Below are 26,423 nucleotides of genomic sequence, written 5' to 3'. Positions count from 1 at the left end.
CAGTTGAAGAACCGACCCGCGGGTTTCTCGTCGCGGGCTTCGTTGCGGTACTGCGTGCAGCGAAGGGGGCGAATATTAGCGCTCCCTTCGCTACAGCGCAAGGGGGTAACCAAAGATTTCTTTACTTCCCTTCGAGCGCGGCCAGCGGCACCGCATTCGCCATAGCCGTGTAACCCGAGTCGCTCGGGTGGATGTGGTCGCCGCTGTCGTACTCGCGGCGCAGACGCAGCGGATCGGCCGGGTCGCGCAGCGCCGCATCGAAGTCCACCACGCCGTCGAACGCGCCACTCGTGCGGATCCACTGATTCGCCCTGGCGCGAATCTCCTCGCGCTGCGGCGGCAGCGCCGCCGGCGTGATCGTCGCGCCAAGAATGCGCACGCCGCGCGCATGCGCCATCGCGATCACGCGCTTGTAACCGGCAATCAGATCGTCGGCGTTCACGCGCGTATGCGGGAAGTCGCAGTCGAGCCCCGAGCGCGGCGGCATATCCTGGAAGTTGATGTCGTTGATGCCAATCAGCAGCACTGCCGTGCGCACGCCCGGACGCAGCGCGTCGCGCTCGAAGCGGCGCTCGAGCGCCTCGCCGTAACAGGGCGAATCGCTCAGCAGACGGTTGCCGCTGATCCCCATGTCGATGACCGCGAGATTGCCGCGCCCTTCGCGAGCGAGCCGCCGCGCCAGCGCATCCGGCCAGCGGTGGTTTTCGTTGAGCGACGAGCGCATGCCATCGGTGATCGAATCGCCGATCGCCGCGACCGTCGATGCCCCCGACGCCTCGACCGCCAGCCCGGTCACCCACGCATACTGCGTGAAACGCTGATTGAACGCGCCGATCGACGGGTCCATCACATGATTGCCCGGCCGCGACACGTAGTTCACCTGGCTCGCCACGCGGTGCCACGCGACCAGCGTCTGCTGCGGCCCCATATAGGCGCTGACCGCATACGGCGCACCGCCCTTCACGGCGATACGCACCGGATCGCTGTCCATCTCGCCGCCCGGCGGCAGCGACACACCCTCGCGCCCGCCGAAGGTCACGCGCACCGTCTGCGCCTCGCTCGTCGCCGAGCCGCCCGACGACGGCGCGATCGCCATCGCACCGATCATCAGCGGCGTAGTGCCATAGACATTGCTGATGTGGATGCGCACCACGTCGCCGCCCAGCGTCGGGTAAATGATCTGACGCACGGTGCGTCCCGCCACGTCCGGCGCGCGATACAGCGGCGGCAGCGCGTTACGCTGCGGAATCGACTGAAGCGCGGTCGCCCAGCTCGTCACCCAGTGGCCGCCGGCTGGCTGTTCGGCAAACGCGGGCGTCGCAGCGCCGAGCGCGACGAGAAAGGCGGCGCGGGCCGCGTAGTGTGCGAGGGAAATCTTCATCCGGGAGCGAGTGCGCAGGCAAAGCGCCCATTGTGCCGCATGCTCTGCGGCGCGACCTTCCATCCGCCTGACAAACCGGGCGAACGAAACCCACACGTCGACGCGCGCACCGGGCGCCAATCCCGCCTACAACTCAATCAGCGCGACATCGGATCGTCCGTATCGATCCCCGCGACTTCACGCCCTTTTATTCAAGCTCAAAATATTCATTTACCGACCGGTCGGTTGGTTTATACTGCGCTCCATACCTAACACCTGCGAGAGCGTCTCCATGTACACGCAATCCCTCGACATTCCCGGCAATGTCGCGCCGCTCGACGCGGGCGCCGACTCGCCCGAGCAAGTCCAGTTCGACGCCATCATGGCCGCCGACGGCAAGATCGAGCCGCAAGACTGGATGCCCGATGCCTACCGCAAGACGCTGGTGCGCCAGATCTCGCAGCACGCGCACTCGGAAGTCGTGGGCATGCTGCCGGAAGGCAACTGGATTTCGCGCGCGCCCAGCCTGAAGCGCAAGGCGATTCTGCTCGCCAAGGTGCAGGACGAGGCGGGCCACGGCCTCTATCTCTATAGCGCGGCGGAAACGCTCGGCGTCTCGCGCGACCAGCTGGTCGACGCCCTGCACGCGGGCAAGGCCAAATATTCGAGCATCTTCAATTACCCGACGCCCACGTGGGCCGACGTCGGCGTGATCGGCTGGCTGGTCGACGGCGCGGCGATCATGAACCAGATCCCGCTGTGCCGCTGCACTTATGGCCCGTACGCGCGCGCCATGATCCGCATCTGCAAGGAAGAATCGTTCCATCAGCGCCAGGGTTTCGACGCCCTGCTCGCGATGATGAGCGGCACCGAGGCGCAGCGCGAACTCGTCCAGCAGGCCGTGAACCGCTGGTGGTGGCCGGTGCTGATGATGTTCGGCCCGAGCGACGCCGATTCGGTCCACAGCAACCAGTCGGCCAAGTGGGGCATCAAGCGCATCACGAACGACGACCTGCGCCAGAAGTTCGTCGACGCCACGGTCGAGCAGGCCAAGGTGCTCGGCGTCACGCTGCCCGACGCCGACCTGAAATGGAACGAGGCGCGCGGCCACTACGACTACGGCACGATCGACTGGGAAGAATTCTGGCGCGTCGTCAACGGCGACGGCCCGTGCAACCGCGAGCGCCTCGGCACGCGCGTGAAAGCGCACAACGAAGGCGCGTGGGTGCGCGAAGCCGCCCTCGCCCACGCAGAGAAACAACGTCAGCGCGCCGAAAAGCACGCCGCGTAACACCATCAGAGACTCGAAGGAGACAGGAAGATGAACAAGGAATGGCCGATCTGGGAAGTGTTCGTGCGCAGCAAACAGGGGCTCGATCACAAGCATTGCGGCAGCCTGCACGCCGCCGACGCCTCGATGGCGCTGCGCATGGCGCGCGACGTCTACACGCGCCGTCAGGAAGGCGTGAGCATCTGGGTGGTGCCGTCGGCGGCAATCACGGCGTCGGATCCGAGCGAGAAGGCTGAGCTGTTCGAACCGGCGGGCGACAAGATCTATCGCCATCCGACGTTCTACACGCTGCCCGACGAAGTCAACCACATGTAAGAGCGAGACCATGACGACGCCCACGCAAGAACACCTCGCGTACGTGCTGCGCCTCGCCGACACCGCGCTGATCCTCGGTCAGCGCAACACGGAATGGTGCGGCCACGGCCCGATCCTCGAAGAAGACATCGCGCTCGCCAACATGAGCCTCGACCTGATCGGCCAGGCGCGCCTGCTCTACACGCACGCCGCCACGCTCGACCGCGCGCTCACCGGCCGCGAGCGCACCGAGGACGACTACGCCTATTTCCGCACCGAGCGCGAGTTCGCCAACTACACGCTCGCCGAGCTGCCGCATTTCGGCCCGCTCGCCGGCACGACGCATTCGGCCAACGACTACGCCGTGACGATCGTGCGCAACTTCCTTTACGCGTCGCTGATGGCGCATCTGTGGACCGCGCTGCTGCGTTCCGCCGATCCGCAACTGGCCGCGATCGCCGAACGCTCGATCAAGGAAACGCGCTACCACGTGCACCACGCGCGCGAATGGCTGATCCGTTTCGGCGACGGCACCGAGGAATCGCATCGCCGCGCCCAGGCCGCGCTCGACTGGCTGATGCCGTACACGCGCGAATTCTTCAGCACGGATGCGGTGGAAACGGCCGTGGCCGAAGCGGGCATCGCGCCACTCACCGCGCAGTTCGAAGCCGCGTGGCGCGCCGACGTGCAGGCCGCGCTCGACGAAGCCACGCTCGTGGCGCCCGCGCCGGTCAAGCACGTGAGCACGGGCAAGCTCGGCGAACACTCGGAGCACATGGGCTTCGTGCTCGCCGAGATGCAGAGCCTCGCGCGCCAGCATCCGGGCGCGCGCTGGTAATCCGCGCCGCCGCTCCACAGCCAGCTTCACAGGACATGACGATGCAAGCCACGGCAGACCGCGCGCTCGAACGCGCCTGGACAGCACTCGAATCGGTGCCGGACCCGGAGATTCCGGTGGTGTCGATCCGCGAACTCGGCATTCTGCGCGACGTGCGCCGCGCCGACGACGGCCAGCTCGAAGTGGTCATCACGCCCACCTATTCGGGCTGCCCGGCGATGTCGCAGATCGCCGAGGACGTCGCGCACGCGCTCGACGCCGCGCAGATCGCGCCGTACCGCATCGCCACGACCCTGACGCCCGCGTGGACCACCGACTGGATCACCGACGAAGCGCGCGAAAAGCTGCGCGCCTACGGCATCGCGCCGCCCACGGGCAACTGCGGCAGCGGCTCGAAACAAGCGGCCGAGCAGCCGATCACCTTCATGCCGAAACTGCCCGCGCCCGTCTGTCCGCGCTGCGGCTCGAAGCACACCGAGCGCCTCGCGCAATTCGGCTCGACCGCGTGCAAGGCGCTGTACCGCTGCCTCGACTGCCGCGAACCCTTCGACTACTTCAAACCGTACTGATATGGCCACCCCGCAATTCCATTCGCTGCGCATCCGCGAAGTACGTCCCGAAACCGCGGACGCGGTCTCCGTCGCGTTCGAAGTTCCGCCCGAGCTGCGCGACGCCTACCGGTTCACGCAAGGACAGTTCGTCACGCTCAAGACCCATATCGACGGCGAGGAGACGCGCCGCTCGTACTCGATCTGCGTCGGCGTGACCGATTACGACCGCGACGGCGAACTGCGCATCGGCATCAAGCGCGTGCGCGGCGGGCGCTTCTCGAACTTCGCGTTCGACCAGCTCGCGCCGGGCCACGAAATCGACGTGATGACGCCCGATGGCCGCTTCTTCACGCACCTGAACGCCGATCACGGCAAGCATTACGTGGCGTTCTCGGGCGGCTCGGGCATCACGCCGGTGCTGGCGATCATCAAGACGACGCTCGAAACCGAGCCGCGCAGCGCGTTCACGCTCGTCTACGGCAACCGCAGCGTCGACCAGATCATGTTCGCCGAGGAACTGGAGGACCTGAAGAACCGCTTCATGGACCGCTTCCGCCTCTACCACGTGCTTTCGGACGATCTCCAGGACGTCGAGCTGTTCAACGGCGTGCTCGATCAGGCCAAATGCGCGGCGTTCCTCGACACACTGCTGCCGCCCGGCGAAATCGACGAAGCCTTCATCTGCGGCCCCGCGCCGATGATGGACGCCGCCGAGGCCGCGCTCGCCACCGCAGGCGTGCCGAAGCCGAACGTCCACGTCGAACGCTTCGGCTCGCCGCTGCCACAGGCGGGCGTGCCGCCGGTCGAAATCACCGCGGATACGCCGGCCGCCGACCTGGAAATCGTCATCGACGGCAAGAAGCGCAAGCTGCGTCTGCCGTACGAGGGCGTGAGCCTGCTCGACGTCGGCCTGAAAGCCGGCCTCGCGCTGCCGTATGCGTGCAAGGGCGGCGTCTGCTGCACCTGCCGCGCGCGCGTGCTCGAAGGCGAAGTGAAGATGGACAAGAACTACACGCTCGAGGAGCAGGAAGTGAAGGACGGCTTCGTGCTCACCTGCCAGTGCCATCCGGTCAGCGAGCGCGTGGTGGTGAGCTTCGACGAGCGTTGATCGCGCACTGCACGCCATTTGGCCAACCTCCGGCCGCATTAAGGGGCAAATCGTGCCTGATCGGAAATTAGCAGTGACATATCCGCTCTAGAGCAACAGCACGCTTTCGGCACTCAGGCGATCCGCTTACACTAGGGGCCGCCCGCGCCAGGCGCACTTCGCTGCGCCGCGCGGGCGGTCCCTTTTGTCTCTAGCGCGCTTGCTGGCGTTTATGGCGTTCATGGCGAGCGCAACGAGTTGTCGATGACCACGATTCACCTCATTCATGGCGAGCCGGCCGCAGCCGCGCTGCGACAGGCTCTCGACGTGGCGGGCCAGTCCGCCACGGGCCAGGCCGTGCGCGTGATCGCACTGAACGACGACCTCACGGTCGGTCCGCTGCGCGACATCGACGCGAGCGGCAATCCCGGCGCGGCACAGCGCGCGGCGTTCTGGCAGCGCCTCGGCGCGGTGCCGGACACGCTCGCGCAGCACGACTGCACGGCGCTCGCCGCCGTCGAAGCCGACGACGCCCATGTGGTGATCTGGCACACGCACGCCGCCGCCGACCAGCTCACGCTGCGCCGCGTCTGCTACCGGCTGCGCTGCGCGCCGCAACGCCTGAACGAAGTGCGCCTCGCCACCGACGACCTGAGCGGCTCGCCGGAGCACGCGGCCGAACGCCTGCGCGTGCGCCTGCCCGACGCGGCGCCGATCTCCGTGCTGCGCATCACGCGCCTCGCGCTCGAATGGCAGGAAGCGAAGTTCGCGAACGGCGAAATGCGCCGCTGGCGCGACAACACCTTCACGAGCGGCGCATGGGCCGACCTCGACGCGCAGATCCTCGACACCCTGAACGCCCAATGCCCGGCCGGCGCGCCGTGGCTCGGGTGCGACACGCTCGGCGCGGCGCTCACGCGCGGCGCGGGCTTCGCGGTGCGCGAACCGATCGTGCTGTGGCGCCTGCGCGAGCTGGCCGGCGCGGGCGAACTGCGCCTGAACGACGACCGCTGCGCCGCGCCCGCCGCCGGCGCCAGCACGCGATCGACGCGCCCGGCGCTGCCGCACACCGCCGCGCATCTGTCCCTTTCGCGCTGAATCCGCCGATTCCCTTAACCCCGCCGATCCTCGCCGATCTCCGCTGATCCCCAACAATGGCACGCACCCGAGCGCCCGACCACGAAACCCAACGCGACCAGATCCTCGAACTCGCCGCGGCCAAATTCGCGCAGACGAGCTATCCGAGCACGTCGATGTCCGATCTCGCGGCCGCCAGCGGCACGTCCAAAGCCCGCCTCTATCACTACTACGAGAGCAAGGAAGCGATCCTCTTCGATCTGCTCGACCGCTACACGAAGCGGCTGATGCTGATCATCGCGGAGGTAGAGGGCGCGAGCCAGCGCCGCGGCCTCGACGAGCGCGAGAGTTTCGCCGAGCTGATCCGCGCCTTCCTCGTCGAGTACGAGACCTCGCACAGCCGCCACGTGGCGCTGCTCAACGACGTCAAATATCTCGTGGACGCGCAACGCGAAATCATCCTGAACCGCCAGCGCGACGTGGTCGCCGCGTTCACGCGCCAGCTCGCGCGCGCCTATCCGGGCCGCGTGACCGCGGATAACCAGACCGCGCTCACGATGATGGTGTTCGGCATGATCAACTGGACCTTCACCTGGCTGAAGCCGGGCGGGCGCATGGGTTACCGCGAGTTCGCCGAACAGGTGATCGCGGTGGTCGACCACGGGCTGCAAACGGCCTGATATTTTTCGGGCCAGATAGCGCAGCGATATGGCGATATTGCTGCGGCGCAAAATGATGTGTAGTCACAACGGTTGACGCGTCAACCTATTCGCCACACATATCCCATAAAAATCAACAAGTTATCGCGCCATTTTTCTTAATTAGGCGCAACACTCAAATTCGTAATTCGGGTTTTCCCTAGATCGACCCCAGGGTTTCCGCTAGAATTCGTTTTGCGCCGCATCATGCGCCCGCAGTCCGATTCTAAGGAGAACCCATCATGAACAAGCTTTCGACCCAAGCCCACGCGCCGATCCTGCCGACCGGCCGCACGCTGACGTCCGGTCATTCGCCTGTCATGGTGCGCGTCCTCACCTCGGCTGACCGCGACCGCCTGCTGAGCCACTTTCTCGCGCTCGGCACCGACGACCGCCTGCTGCGCTTCGGCCAGGCCGCGCCGGACCACGTGATCGAGAACTATGTCCGCGGTCTGGATTTCACGCGCGACACCGTGTTCGGCGTGTTCGACCATCAGCTGCAACTCGTCGGCGCGGGCCATCTGGCCTATCTGCCCGCCGACGGCAACGGCCGCACCGCTGAATTCGGCGTGTCCGTCAGCGAAAGCGCGCGCGGCCAGGGCATCGGCTCGAAGCTGTTCGAGCGCGCCGCCATCCGCAGCCGCAACACGCACGTCACCACGCTGTACATGCACTGCCTGTCGCGCAACTCCACGATGATGCACATCGCGAAGAAATCGGGCATGAAGATCGAGTACGCCTACGGCGAAGCCGACGCGTATCTCTCGCTCGAACCGGCCGACCAGACCAGCATCATCGCGGAAATGCTTCAGGAACAAGCCGCCGTGTTCGACTATGCGCTCAAGCGCCAGGCGCGTCAGGCGTCGCGTCTGATCGAAACGATCCTGCCGCAAGCCGTGGCAGCGTGACTCCTGCCCGGCTGGGTTGAATGAGCACCGGATAAAAAAGCGGCTTAGGCCGCTTTTTTTACGTCTGCCGCTATCCGCCTGAAAAAACTTCAAAGAATCGGCAGCGCGGTCGTTTCCTTGAAGGTTTGCAGCGAAAAGCTCGACCTTACGTCGATCACCGACGGATGGTGCAGCAACTGGTCCTGCACGAAGCGCGAGAAATGCGCCATGTCCTCCACCTGCACGCGCAGCAGGAAATCCATGTCGCCGGTCATGGCGTGGCAGGCCACCACTTCGGGCCAGGTCTGTACGGCCGCGCGGAATAGCTCCGCGTGCGTCACGCCCTCGCGGCCCGACGCCGTCGGCCCGCGCTTTTCCAGCCGCACGTTCACGTAGGCCAGCAGGTCGAGGCCGAGCTTTTGCGCGTCGAGCAGCGCCACATAACCGCGGATCACCCCGCTCTCCTCCAGCCGCCGAATGCGCCGCAGACACGGGCTCGGCGAGAGGTTCACGCGCTCCGCGATCTCCTGATTCGAGAGCCGGCCATTCTCCTGAAGGATCGCCAGAATTCGGCGATCAATTGCGTCCAATTCGATATCCGCCATTTTCTGCCACTCGATACGTTATCGAAGGCATTTTATAGCTCACATAGTCAAAACCGCGACCCAGATCGCAAGTTTTCTCCCATATTGGACAGCTAGACTGGCCTGCACCAACCAATGATCTTGATCAACGCAGGAGACAGGCATGCAGGTCCCCACCTGGGAAAATCCCGTCGGCACCGACGGCTTCGAGTTCATCGAATACACCGCCCCCGATCCCAAGGCGCTCGGCAAGCTGTTCGAGCGCATGGGCTTCACCGCCGTCGCGCGCCACCGCCACAAGGACGTGACGCTCTATCGCCAGGGCGAGATCAACTTCATCGTCAACGGCGAGCCCGACTCGTTCGCGCAGCGCTTCGCGCGCCAGCACGGCCCGTCGATCTGCGCGATCGCGTTCCGCGTGCAGGACGCCGCCAAGGCCTACCAGCGCGCGCTCGAACTCGGCGCCTGGGGCTTCGACAACAAGACCGGCCCGATGGAACTGAACATTCCGGCCATCAAGGGCATCGGCGATTCGCTGATCTATTTCGTGGACCGCTGGCGCGGCAAGAACGGCGCGCAGCCGGGCAGCATCGGCGATATCGACATCTATGACGTCGATTTCGTGCCGATCGAGGGTGCCGAGCAACATCCGGTCGGCCACGGCCTCACCTATATCGATCACCTCACGCACAACGTGCATCGCGGCCGCATGGCCGAATGGGCGGAGTTCTACGAACGCCTCTTCAACTTCCGCGAAATCCGCTACTTCGACATCGAAGGCAAGGTGACGGGCGTGAAGTCGAAGGCGATGACCTCGCCGTGCGGCAAGATCCGCATTCCGATCAACGAAGAAGGCGGCGAGACGGCCGGCCAGATCCAGGAATATCTGGACGCGTATCACGGCGAAGGCATCCAGCACATCGCCCTCGGCACCGGCGACATCTACCGTACGGTGGATGGCCTGCGCGCCTCGGACATCGCGCTGCTCGACACCGTCGACACGTATTACGAACTGGTGAACCGCCGCGTTCCGGGCCACACCGAGCCGCTCGACGAACTGAAGAAACGCAAGATCCTGATCGACGGCGCACCCGAAGACCTGCTGCTGCAGATCTTCACGGAGAACCAGATCGGCCCGATCTTCTTCGAGATCATTCAGCGCAAGGGCAATCAGGGCTTCGGCGAGGGCAATTTCAAGGCGCTGTTCGAGTCGATCGAGCTCGACCAGATCCGCCGCGGCGTCGTGCAGGACAAGGCTTAAGCGCCTTCGGAGAAACCGGCAGCAGAAAGAAGAAAGCAAAAAAGGGCGAAGATCACACGATCTTCGCCCTTTTTAGCTGGTGAATCAGTGCTTGAGTCCGCGGCCGCACACCCGGCCACGGTCTCGAATGAGTGGAATGCTGCGCGGATCAACGCGGCATTGCGCGCCGCTTCATGAGCGGCTTGTCGAGCGTCTTAACGCTCGGCCTTCGCGTTCTGCACGAAGTTCGTGTCGACCTGGGCGCACAGCGAGTACTGCGCGCACGACGTCGACGCATTCGAGCCGTTCCGGGTCGCGGCGTTCGAATGCAGCGGTGCGTTCATGGCGAAGAACGCTGCCGAGACCGTCAGGAAGGTCTGGATGTGTCGATTATTCATAGGTCCTCCTTTTTTCAGACTGCCTGCCACTGCGCAAAAAAGACGATCGCGCCCTGAATGTTTCGGGGCGCGGCGCGGTTCGCACAGATGAGGGAGTTAGACAGGATATTCAAGACGGGTTCCGGGTGAGTGCAACTTTTACACGTTGTTACCTCACACGAAATTCGGATACATCCTTTGTTACACAGCTCTGATGGGCGCTGAACATCATCTGATAATTTTGACAGACAGCGTCAGGATGAATGCTGCGATGCGTCAGAAAACGCCGACTTTGCGAGCAGAGGCGGCGGGTTTATCCGAGTGCTACTATCGAAAAAAAGAAGCCAATATGGCGACCCCGGCCAACGCATTCACAAGATGCCGAGGCCCTGAAGTTCTGGCGATCCCACAACGGATTGGTTGGATGGAGGAAGACACATAATGAATGCCCCGCTCGACGCAGGTCAGCGCGCTTCGCTCGAAGCCGCACTCGCTTCCGTCACGCTCGACGATAAATACACCCTCGAACGCGGCCGCGCGTACATGAGCGGCATCCAGGCGCTGGTTCGCCTGCCGATGCTGCAACAGGAACGCGACAAGGCCGCCGGTCTCAATACCGCGGGGTTCATCTCAGGCTATCGCGGCTCGCCTCTGGGCGGTCTCGATCAGTCGCTCTGGAAGGCGAAGCAGCATCTCGCCGCACACGGCATCGTTTTTCAGCCCGGCGTCAACGAAGACCTCGCCGCGACCGCAGTCTGGGGTTCGCAGCAGGTGAACCTGTACCCGTCCGCGAAACACGACGGCGTGTTTTCGATGTGGTACGGCAAAGGCCCCGGCGTCGACCGCAGCGGCGACGTCTTCAAGCACGGCAACTCGGCAGGCTCGTCGGCGCACGGCGGCGTGCTGGTGCTCGCCGGCGACGACCACGCCGCCAAGTCCTCGACGCTCGCGCACCAGTCGGAACACATCTTCAAGGCCTGCGGCCTGCCGGTGCTGTTCCCCTCGAACGTCCAGGAATATCTCGACTTCGGCCTGCACGGCTGGGCGATGAGCCGCTATTCCGGCCTCTGGGTCGCGATGAAGTGCGTGACCGACGTGGTGGAATCGTCGGCGTCGGTGGAGATCGATCCGCATCGCACGCGCATCGTGCTGCCCGAGGATTTCCTGATGCCCGAGGGCGGCCTGAACATCCGCTGGCCCGATCCGCCGCTCGTGCAGGAAGCGCGTCTGCTCGACTACAAGTGGTACGCCGGGCTCGCCTACGTGCGCGCCAACAAGCTCGACCGCATCGAGATCGATTCGCCGCACGCGCGCTTCGGCATCATGACGGGCGGCAAGGCGTATCTCGACGTGCGCCAGGCGCTCACCGACCTCGGTCTCGACGACGAAACCTGCTCGCGCATCGGCCTGCGGCTCTACAAGGTGGGCTGCGTGTGGCCGCTCGAAGCGCAAGGCGCGCAAGCCTTCGCGCGCGGGCTCGAAGAGATTCTCGTGGTCGAGGAAAAGCGCCAGATTCTCGAATACGCGATCAAGGAGGAGTTGTACAACTGGCCCGATGCGCAGCGTCCGCGCGTCTACGGCAAGTTCGACGAGAAGGACGGTGCAGGCGGCGAATGGTCGGTGCCGATGGGCAACTGGCTGCTGCCCGCGCACTACGAACTCTCGCCCGCGATCATCGCCAAGGCCATCGCCACGCGTCTCGACAAGTTCGAGATGCCGTCCGACGTGCGCGCGCGCATCGCCGCGCGCGTGGCCGTGATCGACGCGAAGGAACGCGCGCTCGCCAGGCCGCGCGTGCAGGCCGAGCGCAAGCCGTGGTTCTGCTCGGGCTGCCCGCACAACACCTCGACGAACGTGCCCGAAGGCTCGCGCGCGATGGCGGGCATCGGCTGCCACTACATGACCGTGTGGATGGACCGCAGCACCAGCACCTTCAGCCAGATGGGCGGCGAAGGCGTGGCGTGGGTCGGCCAGGCGCCGTTCACGAACGACAAGCACGTGTTCGCCAATCTCGGCGACGGCACCTACTTCCACTCGGGCCTGCTCGCGATCCGCGCGGCGATCGCCTCGAAGGCGAACATCACCTACAAGATCCTCTACAACGACGCGGTCGCGATGACGGGCGGCCAGCCCGTCGACGGCGTGCTCACGGTGCCGCAGATCACGCATCAGCTCGACTCCGAAGGCGCGAAGAAGATCGTGATCGTCACCGATGAACCGGAGAAGTACGAAGGCGAAGTCGCCGCGAAACTCGCGCCCGGCGTGACGATCCATCACCGCGACCAGCTCGACGCGATCCAGCGCGAACTGCGCGAAGTCGCGGGCACGACGATCCTGATCTACGACCAGACCTGCGCGACGGAAAAGCGCCGCCGCCGCAAGCGCGGCACTTATCCCGATCCGGCGAAGCGCGTGGTGATCAACGAGGCCGTCTGCGAAGGCTGCGGCGATTGCTCGGTGCAGTCGAACTGCCTCTCGGTCGAGCCGCTCGACACCGAATACGGCACGAAGCGCCAGATCAACCAGTCCACCTGCAACAAGGACTTCTCGTGCCTCAAGGGCTTCTGCCCGAGTTTCGTGACGGTCGAAGGCGGCCAGTTGCGCAAGCCGAAGGCGAGCAGCGCCGCGAGCGACACCATGCCCGCCGTGCCGACGCCCGACGTGCCCGCCATCGCGCGCCCCTACGGCGTGCTCGTGACGGGCGTGGGCGGCACCGGCGTGGTGACGATCGGCGCGCTGCTCGGCATGGCCGCTCACCTCGAAGCCAAGGGCGTGACCGTGCTCGACGTGACCGGCCTCGCGCAAAAAGGCGGCGCGGTGATGAGCCACGTGCAGATCGCCAATCGTCCCGAGGACATCCACGCGACGCGCATCGCGATGGGCGACGCCAAACTCGTGATCGGCTGCGACGCGATCGTGACCGCCAGCGACGACTGCGTCTCGCGCATGCACGAAGGCGACACGCACGTCGTGCTCAACAGCACGCCCACGCCGACGGCCGAGTTCATCAAGAATCCGCAGTGGCAGTTTCCGGGTTCGAACACCGAAGCCGATGTGCGCAATGCGGCGGGCACGGACAACGTGGCGACCGTCGATGCCAACCGCTACGCGCTCGCGCTGCTGGGCGACGCGATCTACACGAATCCGTTCGTGCTCGGTTACGCGTGGCAAAAGGGCTGGCTGCCGCTCACGCACGAATCGCTCACGCGCGCGATCGAACTGAACGCCGTGCAGGTCGAGAAGAATCTCGCGGCCTTCGAATGGGGACGCCGCGTCGCGCACGACCGCGCGGCCGTCGATCAGCTGATCAAGAAGCCGCTCGCGCAACAAGGCGGTAGCGATTCAGGCGCGAAGATCGTCTCGCTGCATACGCCGAAGGCGCTCGACTCGCTCGTCGAGAAGCGCGCGCAGTATCTGGCCGCGTACCAGACCGAGGCGTATGCGCAGCGTTACCGCGCGTTCGTCGACGAGGTGCGCCGCGCCGAAGCGCAGCTCGAACACGTGGACGGCCAGCAGCCGCTCACCGAAGCGGTCGCGCGCAATCTGCACAAGCTGATGGCCTACAAGGACGAGTACGAAGTCGCGCGCCTCTACGCCGATCCGGCCTTCGTCGAGAAGATCAAGGCGAGCTTCGAAGGCGACTGGAAGCTCAACTTCCATCTCGCGCCGCCGTCGTTCGCGAAACACGACGACAAGGGTCATCTGCTGAAGAAGCAGTACGGCCCGCGCATGCTCACGGCGATGCGCGTGCTCGCGAAGCTCAAGTTCCTGCGCGGCACGGCGCTCGATCCGTTCGGCCGCACCGAGGAACGCCGCCACGAACGCGCGCTGATCGGCGAGTACGAAGCGCTGATGCGCGAAGTGATCGGCGGCCTGCGCGACGCGAACCTGCCGCTCGCGCTCGAACTCGCGAACCTGCCCGACGCGATTCGCGGCTACGGCCACGTGAAGGAGAACAACCTCAAGGCCACGCGCGCGAAGTGGGCGACGCTGCTCGCGAAGTGGCGCTCGCCGGAAAACGGCGCGGCGCGGCACGCGGCTTGAGGCTTTCCTGAAGCGGTAAACAACAAAGGGCGCTCCGTGTAAAACGGAGCGCCCTTTTCACATCAGGCGGTCAATACGGCAAAAACCGCCGCGACTTACTTCGCCACGTTGGCGTTCGCCGAAGCGACCGCCGTCATGTTGATGATGCGTCGCACCGTCGCCGCCGGCGTGAGAATGTGCACCGGCTTCGACGCGCCCAGCAGGAACGGACCGACCGTCACGCCTTCGCCGCCGATCATCTTCAGCAGGTTGTACGTGATGTTCGCCGCTTCCACGTTCGGCATGATCAGCAGATTCGCTTCGCCCGCGAGCGTGGTGCCCGGGAACGACTGCTTGCGGATCATTTCCGAAAGCGCCGCGTCGCCGTGCATTTCACCGTCCACTTCGAGCTGCGGCGCGCGCGTGGCGATCAGCTCGCGTGCAGCCTGCATGCGCGCCGACGTCGACGAACGCACGCTGCCGAAATTCGACGACGACAGCAGCGCGACCTTCGGCGTGATGCCGAACTTCTCGATTTCGCGCGCGGCGAGAATCGTCATGTCGGCGAGCTGCTCGGCGCTCGGCACTTCGTTCACGTAGGTGTCGCTGATGAACAGGTTGCGGCCCGGCAGCATCAGCAGGTTCATCGCTGCGTAGTTCTCGGCTTCCTTCGCCTTGCCGAACACCTGCTCGACGAACTTCAGGTGATAGTCGAAGCTGTTGAGCAGGCCGCAGACCATGCCGTCGGCGTCGCCCAGATGCACGAGGATCGCGCCGATCAGCGTGTTGAACTTGCGCATCGACGCCTTCGCGACTTCCGGCGTGATGCCCTGGCGCGCGCCCAGTTCGTGATACGCCTGCCAGCTTTTCTGGAAGCGCGGATCGTCTTCCGGGTCGACGATCTCGAAGTCGGTGCCCGCGCGCAGCTTCGAGCCCATCTTCTTCAGGCGCATTTCCACGACCGCCGGACGGCCGACGATGATCGGCTTGGCGATCTTCTCGGTCAGCACGAATTGCGCGGCGCGCAGCACGCGCTCGTCTTCACCTTCGGCGAACACGATGCGCGCGTTGTTGGCCTTCGCCGCCGCGAACACCGGACGCATCACCATGCCCGTGCGATAGACCGTCGCGCCCAGTTCCTCGCGGTACGCGTCCATGTCCTTGATCGGGCGCGTCGCCACGCCCGAATCCATCGCGGCTTGCGCGACGGCCGGCGCGATCTTGATGATCAGGCGCGGATCGAAAGGCTTCGGAATCAGGTATTCCGGGCCGAATTCGAGCGTGTGGCCTTCATAGGCCTTCGCCACTTCGTCGCCCTGATCGGTTTCTTCCGCGAGTTCGGCGATCGCGCGCACGCACGCGAGCTTCATCTCTTCCGTGATGGTGGTCGCGCCGACGTCGAGCGCGCCGCGGAAGATGAACGGGAAGCACAGCACGTTGTTGACCTGGTTCGGATAGTCCGACCGGCCCGTGGCGATGATCGCGTCCGGGCGCACGCGCTTGGCTTCTTCCGGGCGGATTTCCGGCTCCGGGTTCGCGAGCGCGAGGATCAGCGGCTTCGTGCCCATTTCCACGACCATCTCGGCCTTGAGCACGCCGGCGCTCGAACAGCCGAGGAACACGTCGGCGCCCTTGATGGCGTCGGCGAGCGTGCGCGCGTCGGTGTTCGCCGCGTAGCGCTGCTTCGACGGATCGAGGTTGCCGCGGCCTTCGTAGATCACGCCCTTCGAGTCGGTGACGAGGATGTTTTCCTTCTTCGCGCCGAGCTTGACCAGCAGATCCAGACAGGCGATGGCCGCCGCGCCCGCACCCGAGCACACGAGCTTGATGCTGCCGAGTTCCTTGCCGACGACCTTCAGGCCGTTGAGGATGGCCGCCGAGGCGATGATCGCCGTGCCGTGCTGGTCATCGTGGAAGACCGGAATCTTCATGCGCTCGCGCAGCTTCTGCTCGATGTAGAAGCACTCGGGCGCCTTGATGTCTTCCAGGTTGATGCCGCCGAGCGTCGGCTCGAGCATCGCGATGGCTTCGACGAGCTTGTCCGGGTCGCTTTCGTCGAGTTCGATGTCGAACACGTCGATACCCGCGAACTTCTTGAACAGACAACCCTTGCCTTCCATCACCGGCTTGGCCGCGAGCGGGCCGATGTTGCCGAGGCCGAGCACGGCCGTGCCGTTGGTCACGACGCCGACGAGATTGCCGCGCGAGGTGTACTTCTGCGCGTCGAGCGGATCGGCGTGGATCGCTTCGCACGCAGCCGCCACGCCCGGCGAATACGCGAGCGAAAGGTCGAGCTGGTTCGAGAGCGGCTTGGTCGGCGTAACGGAAATCTTGCCGGGCTTCGGATTCTGGTGATAAGCGAGCGCGCTTTGCTTCAGTTGTTCATCCATTTTCAGGCCTGCCAGGACGTGAGAGACGAGAGGAGTTTTATGATCGTATGCCGCCGGTCCGCGCGTCCGGGCACTTCGGCGTCGAGAGAAGCGTCGACTGACGAAACCACCTGTGAAACAGGCACGCGAGAAATAGCGGGCGATTAGTGTACACCTCGCTTCGTTTCAAACGACTTGGGTCAAAGACTGATACCAGGAATTTGCAGAACACATGTCGGGCGGCATTTTCGCGGGCGCGGCGCGCAGCGCGCGCGCCTGTTGCAGCGCAGAAAGAGGCCGATCGGCGGCGAACGGCGACGTTCGCGAAATCGCGGCGCAAGAAGCGTGCGATTGGCGCACGCGCGGCGCGGTGCGCGCGGGACGCATGTTGCGGCATTGTTGCGCGCGAGGTGTGGTTTTATTGCGCGCCGCGCGACGCGGCACGCATTTTCCACGCGGGCGTGTGCGTCGTTGCGCCGCATGTTTGGCCGATCACGCGCTCACGCGGCGCACGTTCCGGTGCGGCGCACGCGCGCTCAGTCGAGCGCCGCGCCGCGGCGTTCAGGAATCAGAAAGAGCGTGGCGAGAATGTCGAGCACGTAGATCGACGCGAGCATCGCGAGCGCCGTCGCGAACGAATAGCGCGCCGCCACGGCGCCCACCGCGAGCGGCCCGAAACCGCCCACCGCGCGGCCGATGTTGAACAGCACGTTCTGCGCGGTGGCGCGCGCGGCCGTCGGATACAGCTCGGAGATCAGCGCGCCGTAGCCGCCGATCATGCCGTTGACGAACACGCCCATCGCCGCGCCGCCGATCAGGAGCGCGAACGGCGTGGAAAGCTGCGCGTAGACGAACACCATCGCGACCGCGCCCGCCTGGTAGAACAGGAACGCCGGGCGGCGGCCGAAGCGGTCGGCGGCCACGCCGAACAGCCAGATGCCGAGCGCCATGCCCGCGACGGTCGCCGCCGTCCAGAGGCCCGATTTGGTCAGCGAATAGCCGAACGACTTCGCGAGATAGGCGGGCAGCCAGATCATCAGGCCGTAGTAGCCGAAGTTCTGCACCGAGCAGAGCACCGCCACGCCGAGGCTCGCGCGCGCCGTACGGGCGTCGGCGACCAGCAGGCGCAGCGCGCGCGGCTTGTCTTGCGGCGCGGCCTGCGCCACGCGCTCGCGGTGCGCGACGAACATTTCCGGCTCCTCGACGCGTCGGCGCACGAAGAACGACGCCAGCGCGGGCAGCAGCCCGACCGCGAACATGCCGCGCCAGCCGATCACGGGCAGCAGCCACGGCGTGAGCAGCGCCGCCGCGAGCACGCCCGCCTGCCAGCCGAGCCCCACATACGACGACGCCCGCGCGCGCAGCCGCGCGGGCCACGCCTCGGCGACCAGCGCCATGCCGATGCCGAATTCCCCGCCCAGGCCGATCCCCGCGATCGTGCGGTAGACGAGCAGATCGGCGTAACCGCGCGAGAGCGCGCACAGGCCGGTGAAGACCGCGAACAGCAGGATCGTCCAGGTGAGCACGCGCACGCGGCCGAAGCGGTCCGACAGCAGCCCGAACACGATGCCGCCGACGACCGCGCCCACCAGCGTCCACGTGACGAGCGAACCCGCCTGCGCGCCCGACAGATGCAGATCGGCGCTGATGGCGGGCAGCATGAAGCCGAGCATCAGCAGGTCGAAGCCGTCCATCGCGTAGCCCGCGATCGAGGCGATCAGCGCGCGCACGGCGTGGCCGCGTGGGGCTCCGCGAGCGTCGGAACCGTCGGAACCGTCGAAATCGGCGGATGGGGCCGCGTTCGCGTGGACGCTCGCGGCGGGCGCGAACGCGACATCGGCGGGCGTGGCGTCCGTCGCGTCCCGGGATTCGGAGGCGGATTCTGGCGGCGGACCGGAAGGTGAGCCGGGACGTGACCCGGAAGGCGATGCAGGCGACATGGCGGACGAAATCCTGTGCTGGACGGTCGCGGACGCGCGCGACGCGGGCCCGGCGAAAACCGGCGTGAGTTTACTGGCGCGGGTGCGCCGTCACAACTCCGTCAAAAGCGCTGTCGAAAACGGCTGTCACAAACGGCGGTGAAATGCCCGCCCGCGCCGCCGCGCGCGCTGATCGCGCCCCACCAAGGCAACGGACGCCGTCGGACGCTGACAGATCGACTCGGTCGGACTGACTCGTCGGCGATCGTCAAGTCGGGTAAAATACCGGCCTACGCGCGCAAGAGAAGCCGCTTGGAGCGAGCGGGCCGTCTGGGCATCCCTCAGACGATCGACGCCCTCCAGGCCGCGCACCGCAGGTTCCGATGCAGACGAACCCGCCGTGCCAGCGCCACCGGGCCGAGCGCCCACCCTCCTCCGCACTCTCACATCCAAGGATTCGCCCATGACAGGCAACGATCGCCAGACGATCTCGGACGCAACCGCGAAAATGCTGCTCGAAGTGCAAGCCGTGCACTTCAACGCGGAAAAGCCCTTCATCTTCACTTCCGGCTGGGCGAGCCCGGTCTACATCGACTGCCGCAAGCTGATCTCGTATCCGCGCGTGCGCCGCGGCCTGATGGAGATGGCGGAAGCGACCATCCTGCGCGACGTCGGCTACGAGCAGATCGACGCCGTCGCCGGCGGCGAAACCGCGGGCATCCCGTTCGCGGCGTGGCTGTCGGACCGCCTGATGGTGCCGATGCAGTACGTGCGCAAGAAGCCGAAGGGTTTCGGCCGCAACGCGCAGATCGAAGGTCTGCTGACCGAAGGCCAGCGCGTGCTGCTGGTCGAAGATCTGACCACGGATAGCCGCAGCAAGATCAACTTCATCAACGCGCTGCGTACCGCGGGCGCGCAGGTGAACCACTGCTTCGTGCTGTTCCACTACAACATCTTCAAGGAAAGCGTCTCGGTCCTGAAGGACATCGACGTCGACCTGCACGCGCTCGCCACGTGGTGGGACGTGCTGCGCGTCGCCAAGGAATCGGGCTACTTCGAAACGAAGACGCTCGACGAAGTCGAGAAATTCCTGCACGCACCGGCCGAATGGTCGGCGGCGCACGGCGGCGCGACCTCGGCACCGCAGTAACGCGACAAGCAAGACGCTGCGCGCTTCGCAGGTTTCGCGAGCGCAAGCTAAAAAGGCCATCCGCTTCACGGCGGATGGCCTTTTTTCATGCTGCCGGGCGGATCGGCGACCCGGCGGCGATTGAGACTGGATTTAGCCCGTATTGATCCCGTTTGTGCTCAGCTCACATCCGACGTCACGCTCAAGTCGCGCTGCCGCCAGACATGCCCTCGTCCGGCACATGCGACGACAGATTGAGCAGCCCGTTGCTCTGCGCGTACTGAAAAAGCTCCGAGTCGCGGTCGAGCCCGAGCTTGCGCATGGCCGTGTTCTTCTGCGTGCTGATGGTCTTGATGCTGCGATTGAGCTTTTCCGAGATTTCCTTGATCGTCATGCCCGACACGAATAGTCGCACCACTTCGAGTTCGCGCTTGGAGAGGATCACCTCCTCGCTCTTGCCGCCGCTGTTCATGCGCAGCGAATCGAGCGCGACCCTCACCTGCGGGCTCATATATTCGAGATTGCGGCTGACGTGCTGAACCGCGAGGCCGATATGGCTCAGGTCGTCGGATTTGTGTACCACGGCGATCACGCCGAGTTCGCCCAGACGCTTGAGCAGCGCGGCGTTCTCGAGCATGGTCAGGACGACGATGGGAATCTGGGGATAGTTGCGCCGCAGATAGCCGATGAGCGGCAGGCCGTCGCCGTACTGGCCGCCCGGCATGGCGAGATCGGTGACGAGGACGTCGCAGGGCGTGGTTTGCAGCGCCTTGACCAGTTCGGTGGACTGACGGGCCCGCGCGACGACCTGAATGCCGGGAAACTTGAGCAGCGCATGCTCCGCGCCGAACAAGATCACCGGATGATCGTCCGCGACTACAACCCTGATTGGCTGCTGCATCACCCCTCCGTGTAGGCAGTCCTGCTTTGTGCTTGACTTCTGATTGCCCGCGCGCCTACGGAACACCCCGTTCCCGACACTCTCCGACATCCATCCCGACCGATTACTGCGCCTTCGCATCGCCTTGCAGGCGACGCAGAAAAGCTCGCGACTATAGCCGATTTCCCCCTGCGCAAAGTGCTCACGCGGGCGAAAGACATCATCGGAATACCGTTATATTGAACGAAATTCGATCTGGCGCACAATTCGCACGCGCACTGTCGGAGATATCTGAGATGCACTCGATCAACATACAGGAGAACCGGCTCATGCGTAATCGGCGTGTTACCGCTGGGATCGCATCCACGACAATCGCGCGCGCTCCTGTGACAGCCGTCAAGGCGGCGCTCGCCGGCGTCGCGCTGCTGTCGATCTGCGCGAGCGGGCAAGCGCAGGCGGCCGGCCATTTCGCCGTGAGCAGTACGAACTGGCAGGATGGCGGCGAGGCCGCCGCCGCGCAAATCTTCAACGAAGGCGGCTGCGAGGGCCGCAACCATTCGCCGCAATTGAGCTGGCGCAATGCGCCTGCGGGCACGCGCAGCTTCGCCGTCACTGTCTTCGATCCCGATTCGCCCGGACGCGGCTGGTGGCACTGGGCCGTCGCCGACATTCCCGCGCGCGTCACCACGCTGCCCGAGAACGCGAGCGCGTCGGGCGCGCTGAAGAAACTCGGCGCGATCGAGGCGCGCAACGACTTCGGCGGCGAGGGCTACGGCGGTCCCTGCCCGCCGCCGGGCAAACCGCACCGCTACGTCGTGACCGTCTATGCGCTGCGCGTCGACAAGCTCGCGCTCGCCCCGGGCCGGCCCGGCACGATGTTCGAGCACGAAATCGAAGGCGCCACGCTCGGCAGCGCGACACTCACGGTCACCTACGGCCGCTGAGGAGACCGAACCTTTACAAACGTTCGTTGCGCGACGCCGCGCACGACGCGCACTCCGCGCGTTCCCGGTATTACGCGGCGATTACGTCGCGCATCGAAAAACTCTCCTTCTTCCCGATGCGCATCGCGGCGCGCGAAAGCGCCGCCGATCTGGTTACCATGACGCGACGCCACGCGCGTGCGCTTTCCCGTCGTTCTTCGCCGTTCAACTTCACTGGAGCCAGTTATGTCCCGGATCGTCATTGCGTATCACAGCGGCTACGGCCACACGAAGAAACTCGCCGATGCCGTGCACGCCGGCGTGCAGGCCGCGGGCGCGCACGCCACGCTGATCGCCGTCGCCGACATCGACGATGCGGGCTGGGCGGAGCTTGATGCCGCCGACGCCATCGTGTTCGGCGCGCCGACTTACATGGGCGGGCCGTCCGCCGACTTCAAGAAGTTCGCCGACGCCAGCTCGAAAGCCTGGTTCACGCAGAAGTGGAAGGACAAGATCGCGGCGGGCTTCACCAATTCGGCGACGATGAACGGCGACAAGTTCTCGACCATTCAGTACTTCGTAACGCTCGCGATGCAGCACAGCATGATCTGGACCGGCACCGGCATGATGCCGTCCAACACGAAGGCGGCCACGCGCAACGACCTGAACTTCGTCGGCGGCTTCACGGGCCTGCTCGCGCAATCGCCCGCCGACGCCTCGCCCGACGAAGCGCCGCCCGCCGGCGACCTCGAAACCGCGAAGGCCTTCGGCGCGCGTGTCGCGGCGGTCACGGCGCGCTGGCTCGCCGGGCGCGCGGCTGCGGCATAAACGCGGATCAAGCGCCGATCAAGCAGCGTTCAAGCAGCGTTCAAGCGCGGATCGAGCGCCGATTTCCGGTTCGCCAAGCGAACGTCCTGACGGGCGTTCGCGCCCCCGATCCCCAATTCGGCCTCCTCTTCGGCCTCCTCTCTAAGCCGATCTACGGGTAACGCCTGATTTTTTTCCGGCCAGCGTCACACGTGCAACGGCATACGGTCTTAAAATACCGTTCCCGCGCCCCATCGGTGAGCGCGCAGCGACTCGTGCTGCGCGGCAGGCGGCGCCCGCAATCCCCGCGTTTCAGAGAGAGCGAGATGAGCACGAAAGTTTTTGTCGACGGACAGGAAGGCACGACCGGCCTGAAGATTTTCGAATACCTGTCGCAGCGCGCCGACGTCGAGATCCTGCGGATCGACGAGGCCCAGCGCAAGGACGTCGAGGAACGCCGTCGTCTCATCAACGCGTCGGACGTGACCTTCCTGTGCCTGCCGGACGTCGCCTCGCGCGAATCGGCTTCGCTGGTCGAGAACGACCGCACGGTGCTGATCGACGCGAGCACGGCCTTCCGCACGCAGGCCGACTGGGCCTACGGCCTGCCCGAACTGACCCGCGCGCAGCGCGAGAAGGTGCGCGCGTCGAAGCGCATCGCGGTGCCGGGCTGCCACGCCTCGGCGTTCGTGCTGGCGATGCGCCCGCTCGTCGAGGCCGGTCTGGTCGCGCCCGGTTTCGCCGCGCACAGCTACTCGCTGACCGGCTACAGCGGCGGCGGCAAGAAGATGATTGCGGAGTACGAAGCCGGCGGCAACGAGAAGCTGATGAGCCCGCGCCCCTACGCGCTCGGCCTCACGCACAAGCATCTGCCGGAAATGGCCTTCCACGGCGGCCTCAAGCAGGCGCCGGTGTTCACGCCGATCGTCGGCCCGTTCTACAAGGGTCTCGCGGTCACGACCTATTTTTCGCCGGAGCAGCTCACGCGCCGCGCCACGCCGCAGGACGTGCTCGCGCTCTACAGCGAGTACTACGCGGGCGAGAAGTTCGTGCGCGTGATGCCGTTCAACGCCGATGAGAACCTCGATGGCGGCATGTTCGACGTGCAGGCGAACAACGACACCAACCGCGTCGACCTGTTCGTGTTCGGCAACGACGAGCAGTTCGTCACGGTCGCGCGCCTCGACAACCTCGGCAAGGGCGCGTCCGGCGCGGCGATCCAGTGTATGAACCTCGCGATCGGCGCAGCGGAAGACAGCGGCCTGAAGGCGTAAGGCCCCGCACCGCGATTGTCGCGGCGCAAACAAAAAAACCGGCTTCGCAAGAGCCGGTTTTTTTATGCCCGCGCGGTGTACGAATGAAGCGCACAAACCGTACAGGCAAAAAAAAGCCCGCCATGTTTGGCGGGCTGAATCCATATCAGAGGAGACATGGAGGAGACAAGGTGAAGTATAGCGAACTACTTGGTGCGACGCAACATGTAAAGTAGTGTGGACCCTGAACGTTGCGATTTAGCAACAGAATACGCGTCCTGAATTACCCGGAGAGGGTCTGGAGGGATGGACACGGGACGAGAAACGGCCGCGCCGCCGCGCCAAACGGCTTAGCCGCCGATCATCGAAAGAATGAAGGTGAGCTGGTCGAGCCCGACCGGGCGCACGAGGTGGACGTCGAAGCCGGCCGCAATCGCCGCGTCGCGATGCTGCGATTCGCCCCAGCCGCCCAGCGCGATCAGCAGCGGCATGCGCGGCGTCGCGCAAGCCTCGCGCAGCCGCTGCACGAGCGCGGCGAAATCGTCGTTCGCGGCCAGCGACAGCGCGACGATCGCCACGTCGGGCGCGAACCGCGCGGCCGACTCGACGGCGTCGTCCAGCGTGCGGGCCAGCGCCGTCGCGTACTGGAGATCGGCCAGCAAGGTGCCGAGTCCCGCCAGCGATTTTTCGTCGTTGTCGGCGATCAGGATGCGCGTTTCCATCCGCCGTCTCCCTGACTGCTCGTTGGCATCGACCTCGTCCCGATGATGTGGTGGGCGCGCCGCCCGGCGCGCGTTCGCTGACAGCGCGGAATGCGCAGAATGCGCCCGCCGCGTTCTGTCCCACATTTTGCACAGGCGCACGGAAGGACTGTGTGCGTCAGCACGCGGTCGTCTGATAATTTCGACCCGCGCCGAGGGCGACAAGCTCCCGTGCTCACGCCCCGAATGATCCGCGCGCGCGGCCACGCATCCGCATCAGACGGCACGACGCTCAGTCGCCTCGCCCCGCGCGCCGCGCCGCGACCTTGCCGAGCACCGCGAAGTCGCGGTCGCCGTCGCCGTGCGCAATCGCTTCGAGCAGGCTGTCGCGCACCACGCTCGCGACCGGCAGCGGCGTCGAGACGGAATCGGCGGCCGCCAGCGCGAGCCGCACGTCCTTGAGCCCGAGGCGCGCCTTGAACAGCGCGGGCTCGTAGCGGCCCTCGGCGATCATGCCGCCGTAGCCCGCGTAGACCGGCCCCGGAAACGGCCCGCTGGTCACGACGTCGAGAAAATCGCGCATCGCGACGCCATGTCCGCCGAGCAGCGCCGCCGCCTCGCCGAGCGTCTCCACCGCTGCCGCCAGCATGAAGTTCGCCGCCAGTTTCATCACGTTGGCCTGCGGCGCCAGCGCGCCGATGCGCCAGGTCTTCTGGCCGATCGCGTCGAACAGCGGCTGCGCGCGGTCGATGGCCTCGGCCGCGCCTGCCGCGACGATCGTCAGTTTCGCCGCCGCGGCCGCGTCGGGCCGACCGAGCACCGGGGCCGCCACGTAATGCAGGCCGCGTTCGGCGTGCTCGCGCGCGAGCGTTTCGGCGAGCGCGACCGAAATCGTCGCCATGTTCACGTGCACGAGGCCGCGCGCGGCGCCGGCGAGCAGCGCGTCGGTGATCACTTCGCGCGTGGCCGCGTCGTCGGCGAGCATCGAGAGCACCGCGTCGCCCGCGAAGGCCTCGGCCGGCGTGGCGACCACGCGCGCGCCCGCGGCGACCAGCGCCTCGGCCTTCGCCGCCGTGCGGTTCCAGACCCGCACCGTATGTCCCGCTTTCAGCAGGTTGGCGACCATCGCGCCGCCCATTTCGCCGAGGCCGATAAAGCCGATGTCCATCACATGCTCCTTGTAGTGAGAACCGGCAGTAAAGCACAGCGCCGCGGCCTCTGCAGCGTGCCGGGAGCAGTGCCATACTGGCCGGCATGCGCCCCGCCGTCACCGCCACCTTCCGCTTTTACGAGGAGCTCAACGACTTCCTCGCGAGACCGCTGCGCCGGCGCGACTTCCGCTGCGCGTGCGCGCGCGACGCCACGGCCAAGCACATGATCGAAGCGCTCGGCGTGCCGCACACCGAAGTCGAGCTGATTCTCGTGAACGGCGAATCGGTGGGTTTCGAGCATCCGCTCGCCGACGGCGACCGCGTGGCCGTCTATCCGAAGTTCGAGGCGCTCGATATCCGCCCCTTGCTGCGCGTGCGCGCCGCGCCGCTGCGCGAGCCGCGCTTCATCGCCGACGCGCATCTGGGCGGCCTCGCGCAACTGCTGCGGCTCGCGGGCTTCGACACGCTCTACGACAACCATTTCGCCGACGACGCCATCGAGGCGCTGGCCGCCGCCGAACACCGCATCGTCCTCACGCGCGACCGCGAGCTGCTCAAGCGGCGCGGCATCACGCACGGCTGCTACGTGCGCGCGCTCAAGCCGCGCGCGCAACTCGACGAAATGGTCGAGCGGCTCGATCTGGCCGCGAGCGCGCGGCCGTTCCGGCTGTGTCTGATGTGCAACGCGCCGCTGCGGCGTATCGCGCGCGACGAGGTCAGCGCGCGCGTGCCGCCCGGCGTCTTCGAGCGCCATACGCGCTTCGTGACCTGCGACGTTTGCCGGCGCGTGTTCTGGGAAGGCTCGCACTGGCGCCGCATGCGCACGCTGATCGACGACGTCACGGGCAAGCCGACGCCCGAACGCTCCTCCACCGACGAACCCGCCGCCGGGGACGGCACCGCTCTACCAACCTGAGCAACCCAAGCCACGCGCCGCGATGGACGCGCGTTCGGGTTTGCGTACAATGCGCGCCACCGCCCAAC

At 65.9% G+C, this 26,423-nt stretch carries 24 protein-coding genes; 16 read left to right on the top strand and 8 right to left on the bottom strand.

The window, feature by feature from the left end:
- Positions 1-121: 121 nt before the first annotated feature.
- A complete protein-coding gene (locus U4Y88_RS27835) occupies positions 122-1,381 on the bottom strand; it encodes an SGNH/GDSL hydrolase family protein (protein ID WP_321787681.1) in 1,260 nt (419 codons plus the stop codon).
- Between the two features lie 271 nt (positions 1,382-1,652).
- Between U4Y88_RS27835 and paaA the strand changes: the two genes are divergently transcribed.
- The 8 genes from paaA to U4Y88_RS27795 all read left to right on the top strand — a co-directional run bounded on the left by paaA (position 1,653) and on the right by U4Y88_RS27795 (position 8,104).
- Positions 1,653-2,651, top strand: a complete 999-nt coding sequence (gene paaA / locus U4Y88_RS27830; RefSeq protein ID WP_224015881.1) for a 1,2-phenylacetyl-CoA epoxidase subunit PaaA — start codon at positions 1,653-1,655, stop codon at positions 2,649-2,651.
- Between the two features lie 30 nt (positions 2,652-2,681).
- Complete coding sequence (paaB, locus tag U4Y88_RS27825; protein ID WP_065061092.1) at positions 2,682-2,966, top strand: 1,2-phenylacetyl-CoA epoxidase subunit PaaB; 285 nt, start codon at positions 2,682-2,684, stop codon at positions 2,964-2,966.
- A gap of 10 nt (positions 2,967-2,976) precedes the next feature.
- Entirely contained in the window at positions 2,977-3,783 is an 807-nt protein-coding gene (gene paaC / locus U4Y88_RS27820; protein ID WP_321787679.1) for a 1,2-phenylacetyl-CoA epoxidase subunit PaaC, read from the top strand.
- Between the two features lie 41 nt (positions 3,784-3,824).
- Positions 3,825-4,352, top strand: coding sequence for a 1,2-phenylacetyl-CoA epoxidase subunit PaaD (paaD, locus tag U4Y88_RS27815; RefSeq protein WP_224015876.1), 528 nt, complete (start codon positions 3,825-3,827; stop codon positions 4,350-4,352).
- Between the two features lies 1 nt (position 4,353).
- On the top strand, positions 4,354-5,442 hold the full coding sequence (gene paaE, locus U4Y88_RS27810; protein ID WP_321787675.1) for a 1,2-phenylacetyl-CoA epoxidase subunit PaaE: 1,089 nt from the start codon (positions 4,354-4,356) through the stop codon (positions 5,440-5,442).
- 243 nt (positions 5,443-5,685) lie between these two features.
- Positions 5,686-6,519: a DUF1835 domain-containing protein gene (locus U4Y88_RS27805; RefSeq protein WP_321787673.1), complete on the top strand. Its 834-nt coding sequence runs from the start codon at positions 5,686-5,688 to the stop codon at positions 6,517-6,519.
- 56 nt (positions 6,520-6,575) lie between these two features.
- Complete coding sequence (locus tag U4Y88_RS27800; protein WP_224015869.1) at positions 6,576-7,178, top strand: TetR/AcrR family transcriptional regulator; 603 nt, start codon at positions 6,576-6,578, stop codon at positions 7,176-7,178.
- 260 nt (positions 7,179-7,438) lie between these two features.
- Complete coding sequence (locus U4Y88_RS27795) at positions 7,439-8,104, top strand: GNAT family protein (RefSeq protein WP_310632006.1); 666 nt, start codon at positions 7,439-7,441, stop codon at positions 8,102-8,104.
- 89 nt (positions 8,105-8,193) lie between these two features.
- Here U4Y88_RS27795 and U4Y88_RS27790 read toward each other — a convergent pair whose 3' ends face one another.
- Positions 8,194-8,688 carry an Lrp/AsnC family transcriptional regulator gene (locus U4Y88_RS27790; RefSeq protein ID WP_310632007.1) on the bottom strand — a complete coding sequence of 165 codons (495 nt, stop codon included), beginning with the start codon at positions 8,686-8,688 and terminating at the stop codon, positions 8,194-8,196.
- 142 nt (positions 8,689-8,830) lie between these two features.
- On the opposite strand from U4Y88_RS27790, the gene hppD reads away from it, so the two are divergent.
- Positions 8,831-9,928 carry a 4-hydroxyphenylpyruvate dioxygenase gene (hppD, locus tag U4Y88_RS27785; protein ID WP_224015866.1) on the top strand — a complete coding sequence of 366 codons (1,098 nt, stop codon included), beginning with the start codon at positions 8,831-8,833 and terminating at the stop codon, positions 9,926-9,928.
- 194 nt (positions 9,929-10,122) lie between these two features.
- Here hppD and U4Y88_RS27780 read toward each other — a convergent pair whose 3' ends face one another.
- Complete coding sequence (locus tag U4Y88_RS27780; RefSeq protein ID WP_310632008.1) at positions 10,123-10,305, bottom strand: hypothetical protein; 183 nt, start codon at positions 10,303-10,305, stop codon at positions 10,123-10,125.
- A 420-nt stretch (positions 10,306-10,725) separates the two neighbouring features.
- Between U4Y88_RS27780 and U4Y88_RS27775 the strand changes: the two genes are divergently transcribed.
- Entirely contained in the window at positions 10,726-14,328 is a 3,603-nt protein-coding gene (locus U4Y88_RS27775; protein ID WP_321787671.1) for an indolepyruvate ferredoxin oxidoreductase family protein, read from the top strand.
- A gap of 95 nt (positions 14,329-14,423) precedes the next feature.
- Here the strand turns inward: U4Y88_RS27775 and U4Y88_RS27770 are convergent, their stop codons facing one another.
- Together U4Y88_RS27770 and U4Y88_RS27765 are read right to left on the bottom strand one after the other, a co-directional pair.
- Positions 14,424-16,697, bottom strand: a complete 2,274-nt coding sequence (locus U4Y88_RS27770) for an NADP-dependent malic enzyme (protein ID WP_224015858.1) — start codon at positions 16,695-16,697, stop codon at positions 14,424-14,426.
- Between the two features lie 515 nt (positions 16,698-17,212).
- Entirely contained in the window at positions 17,213-18,406 is a 1,194-nt protein-coding gene (locus U4Y88_RS27765; RefSeq protein WP_310632934.1) for an MFS transporter, read from the bottom strand.
- A gap of 208 nt (positions 18,407-18,614) precedes the next feature.
- Here U4Y88_RS27765 and U4Y88_RS27760 point away from each other — a divergent pair, with 208 nt between their 5' ends.
- Both U4Y88_RS27760 and U4Y88_RS27755 read left to right on the top strand, forming a co-directional pair.
- On the top strand, positions 18,615-18,758 hold the full coding sequence (locus tag U4Y88_RS27760) for a hypothetical protein (protein ID WP_321787669.1): 144 nt from the start codon (positions 18,615-18,617) through the stop codon (positions 18,756-18,758).
- A 300-nt stretch (positions 18,759-19,058) separates the two neighbouring features.
- Positions 19,059-19,745: an orotate phosphoribosyltransferase gene (locus U4Y88_RS27755; RefSeq protein ID WP_027820532.1), complete on the top strand. Its 687-nt coding sequence runs from the start codon at positions 19,059-19,061 to the stop codon at positions 19,743-19,745.
- A 181-nt stretch (positions 19,746-19,926) separates the two neighbouring features.
- Here U4Y88_RS27755 and U4Y88_RS27750 read toward each other — a convergent pair whose 3' ends face one another.
- Entirely contained in the window at positions 19,927-20,625 is a 699-nt protein-coding gene (locus tag U4Y88_RS27750) for a response regulator transcription factor (RefSeq protein ID WP_224015851.1), read from the bottom strand.
- Between the two features lie 308 nt (positions 20,626-20,933).
- Here U4Y88_RS27750 and U4Y88_RS27745 point away from each other — a divergent pair, with 308 nt between their 5' ends.
- The 3 genes from U4Y88_RS27745 to argC all read left to right on the top strand — a co-directional run bounded on the left by U4Y88_RS27745 (position 20,934) and on the right by argC (position 23,608).
- Complete coding sequence (locus U4Y88_RS27745) at positions 20,934-21,548, top strand: YbhB/YbcL family Raf kinase inhibitor-like protein (protein ID WP_310632937.1); 615 nt, start codon at positions 20,934-20,936, stop codon at positions 21,546-21,548.
- Positions 21,549-21,773: 225 nt separating this feature from the next.
- Positions 21,774-22,355, top strand: a complete 582-nt coding sequence (locus U4Y88_RS27740) for a flavodoxin family protein (protein ID WP_224015846.1) — start codon at positions 21,774-21,776, stop codon at positions 22,353-22,355.
- Positions 22,356-22,660: 305 nt separating this feature from the next.
- The gene (gene argC / locus U4Y88_RS27735) at positions 22,661-23,608 is read left to right on the top strand and encodes an N-acetyl-gamma-glutamyl-phosphate reductase (protein ID WP_321787668.1); all 948 of its coding nucleotides are present in this window, start codon (positions 22,661-22,663) and stop codon (positions 23,606-23,608) included.
- A gap of 329 nt (positions 23,609-23,937) precedes the next feature.
- Here the strand turns inward: argC and U4Y88_RS27730 are convergent, their stop codons facing one another.
- Positions 23,938-24,309 (bottom strand): response regulator, encoded by a 372-nt coding sequence (locus U4Y88_RS27730; RefSeq protein ID WP_224015841.1) that lies wholly within the window; start codon positions 24,307-24,309, stop codon positions 23,938-23,940.
- A 271-nt stretch (positions 24,310-24,580) separates the two neighbouring features.
- Positions 24,581-25,456 carry an NAD(P)-dependent oxidoreductase gene (locus U4Y88_RS27725; RefSeq protein ID WP_321787666.1) on the bottom strand — a complete coding sequence of 292 codons (876 nt, stop codon included), beginning with the start codon at positions 25,454-25,456 and terminating at the stop codon, positions 24,581-24,583.
- 86 nt (positions 25,457-25,542) lie between these two features.
- Between U4Y88_RS27725 and U4Y88_RS27720 the strand changes: the two genes are divergently transcribed.
- Positions 25,543-26,355 (top strand): Mut7-C RNAse domain-containing protein, encoded by an 813-nt coding sequence (locus U4Y88_RS27720; RefSeq protein ID WP_310632930.1) that lies wholly within the window; start codon positions 25,543-25,545, stop codon positions 26,353-26,355.
- Positions 26,356-26,423: the final 68 nt, after the last annotated feature.

Origin of the sequence: Paraburkholderia sp. J94, assembly GCF_905220285.1 — a bacterium.
GTDB classification, from domain to species: domain Bacteria; phylum Pseudomonadota; class Gammaproteobacteria; order Burkholderiales; family Burkholderiaceae; genus Paraburkholderia; species Paraburkholderia tropica_A.
This window is presented reverse-complemented; position numbering and strand designations above follow the sequence as displayed.

Bases quoted from the DNA above. Each gene is read 5' to 3' on its own strand.
- U4Y88_RS27835 (WP_321787681.1), bottom strand. From the start codon at position 1,381: ATGAAGATTTCCCTCGCACACTACGCGGCCCGCGCCGCCTTTCTCGTC.
- paaA (WP_224015881.1), top strand. From the start codon at position 1,653: ATGTACACGCAATCCCTCGACATTCCCGGCAATGTCGCGCCGCTCGAC.
- paaB (WP_065061092.1), top strand. From the start codon at position 2,682: ATGAACAAGGAATGGCCGATCTGGGAAGTGTTCGTGCGCAGCAAACAG.
- paaC (WP_321787679.1), top strand. From the start codon at position 2,977: ATGACGACGCCCACGCAAGAACACCTCGCGTACGTGCTGCGCCTCGCC.
- paaD (WP_224015876.1), top strand. From the start codon at position 3,825: ATGCAAGCCACGGCAGACCGCGCGCTCGAACGCGCCTGGACAGCACTC.
- paaE (WP_321787675.1), top strand. From the start codon at position 4,354: ATGGCCACCCCGCAATTCCATTCGCTGCGCATCCGCGAAGTACGTCCC.
- U4Y88_RS27805 (WP_321787673.1), top strand. From the start codon at position 5,686: ATGACCACGATTCACCTCATTCATGGCGAGCCGGCCGCAGCCGCGCTG.
- U4Y88_RS27800 (WP_224015869.1), top strand. From the start codon at position 6,576: ATGGCACGCACCCGAGCGCCCGACCACGAAACCCAACGCGACCAGATC.
- U4Y88_RS27795 (WP_310632006.1), top strand. From the start codon at position 7,439: ATGAACAAGCTTTCGACCCAAGCCCACGCGCCGATCCTGCCGACCGGC.
- U4Y88_RS27790 (WP_310632007.1), bottom strand. From the start codon at position 8,688: ATGGCGGATATCGAATTGGACGCAATTGATCGCCGAATTCTGGCGATC.
- hppD (WP_224015866.1), top strand. From the start codon at position 8,831: ATGCAGGTCCCCACCTGGGAAAATCCCGTCGGCACCGACGGCTTCGAG.
- U4Y88_RS27780 (WP_310632008.1), bottom strand. From the start codon at position 10,305: ATGAATAATCGACACATCCAGACCTTCCTGACGGTCTCGGCAGCGTTC.
- U4Y88_RS27775 (WP_321787671.1), top strand. From the start codon at position 10,726: ATGAATGCCCCGCTCGACGCAGGTCAGCGCGCTTCGCTCGAAGCCGCA.
- U4Y88_RS27770 (WP_224015858.1), bottom strand. From the start codon at position 16,697: ATGGATGAACAACTGAAGCAAAGCGCGCTCGCTTATCACCAGAATCCG.
- U4Y88_RS27760 (WP_321787669.1), top strand. From the start codon at position 18,615: ATGGCGGACGAAATCCTGTGCTGGACGGTCGCGGACGCGCGCGACGCG.
- U4Y88_RS27755 (WP_027820532.1), top strand. From the start codon at position 19,059: ATGACAGGCAACGATCGCCAGACGATCTCGGACGCAACCGCGAAAATG.
- U4Y88_RS27750 (WP_224015851.1), bottom strand. From the start codon at position 20,625: ATGCAGCAGCCAATCAGGGTTGTAGTCGCGGACGATCATCCGGTGATC.
- U4Y88_RS27745 (WP_310632937.1), top strand. From the start codon at position 20,934: ATGCGTAATCGGCGTGTTACCGCTGGGATCGCATCCACGACAATCGCG.
- U4Y88_RS27740 (WP_224015846.1), top strand. From the start codon at position 21,774: ATGTCCCGGATCGTCATTGCGTATCACAGCGGCTACGGCCACACGAAG.
- argC (WP_321787668.1), top strand. From the start codon at position 22,661: ATGAGCACGAAAGTTTTTGTCGACGGACAGGAAGGCACGACCGGCCTG.
- U4Y88_RS27730 (WP_224015841.1), bottom strand. From the start codon at position 24,309: ATGGAAACGCGCATCCTGATCGCCGACAACGACGAAAAATCGCTGGCG.
- U4Y88_RS27725 (WP_321787666.1), bottom strand. From the start codon at position 25,456: ATGGACATCGGCTTTATCGGCCTCGGCGAAATGGGCGGCGCGATGGTC.
- U4Y88_RS27720 (WP_310632930.1), top strand. From the start codon at position 25,543: ATGCGCCCCGCCGTCACCGCCACCTTCCGCTTTTACGAGGAGCTCAAC.